Annotated in this window: 2 protein-coding genes; both read left to right on the plus strand. The window is 55.8% G+C overall.

Annotated features, from left to right (window positions below):
* The coding region (locus AC1QQ2_RS14335) for an NADH-ubiquinone oxidoreductase-F iron-sulfur binding region domain-containing protein (RefSeq protein ID WP_479713648.1) at positions 1–319 on the plus strand (319 nt) is incomplete at its 5' end.
* A 17-nt stretch (positions 320–336) separates the two neighbouring features.
* Positions 337–1,084, plus strand: a 748-nt coding sequence (locus AC1QQ2_RS14340; RefSeq protein ID WP_479713649.1) for an NADH-quinone oxidoreductase subunit G, incomplete at its 3' end; no start/stop codon positions are given.

The following is a 1,084-nucleotide window of genomic DNA, read 5'->3' on the forward strand; positions in this document are numbered from 1 at the left end:
CATGGATGATACGCGCTGCATGGTGAAGAGTCTGTTGCGCCTGTCTTACTTTTACATGCATGAGAGCTGCGGCCAATGCACGCCCTGCCGTGAGGGTACGGGCTGGTTGTGGCGCATGGTGGAACGCATTGAAAACGGCCAAGGACGCGAAAGCGATTTGGAGCAATTGAATCGCGTTGCAGATGGCATTCAGGGTCGCACGATTTGTGCCCTCGGCGATGCGGCCGCGATGCCCGTTCGCGCCATGATCAAACATTTCCGTCACGAGTTTGAACACCACATCAAGCACAAAGCTTGCATGCCTGGTACGGGCGAGTGAACACAACAGGCAAACCCATGGTTGAAATTGAATTAGACGGCAAAAAGGTTGAGGTTCCCGAGGGGAGCATGGTGATGCATGCCGCCGAAAAAGCCGGCACCTACATCCCTCATTTTTGCTACCACAAGAAACTCTCGATCGCGGCCAACTGCCGTATGTGCTTGGTGGACGTTGAAAAGGCACCCAAAGCGATGCCCGCGTGCGCCACGCCCGTAGCGCAAGGCATGGTGGTGCACACCAAGACTGATAAAGCCATCAAGGCACAACAGTCCGTGATGGAGTTTTTGCTCATTAACCACCCGCTGGATTGCCCGATCTGTGACCAGGGTGGTGAGTGCCAGTTGCAAGACCTGGCCGTTGGCTACGGTGGCAGCAGTTCGCACTACGAAGAAGAAAAGCGCGTCGTCTTCCATAAAAACGTCGGACCGCTGATCTCCATGGAGGAGATGAGCCGTTGCATCCACTGCACCCGTTGCGTGCGCTTTGGCGAGGAAATCGCTGGCGACATGGAGTTGGGTATGTCCAACCGTGGCGAGCACGCAGAGATCGAAACCTTCTTGGGTGAGACCGTTGACTCAGAGCTGTCTGGCAACATGATTGACATTTGCCCGGTGGGTGCGCTGACAAGCAAACCCTTCCGCTACAACGCGCGCACGTGGGAGTTGTCGCGTCGTAAGTCAGTCAGCCCGCATGACAGCACCGGTGCAAACCTGATCGTACAAGTTAAAAACAACCGCGTGATGCGCGTTGTGCCCCTCGAAAACG

The sequence above is a fragment of the Aestuarium sp. genome (assembly GCF_023253315.1).
In the GTDB taxonomy this organism is placed as follows: domain Bacteria; phylum Pseudomonadota; class Alphaproteobacteria; order Rhodobacterales; family Rhodobacteraceae; genus Marivivens; species Marivivens donghaensis.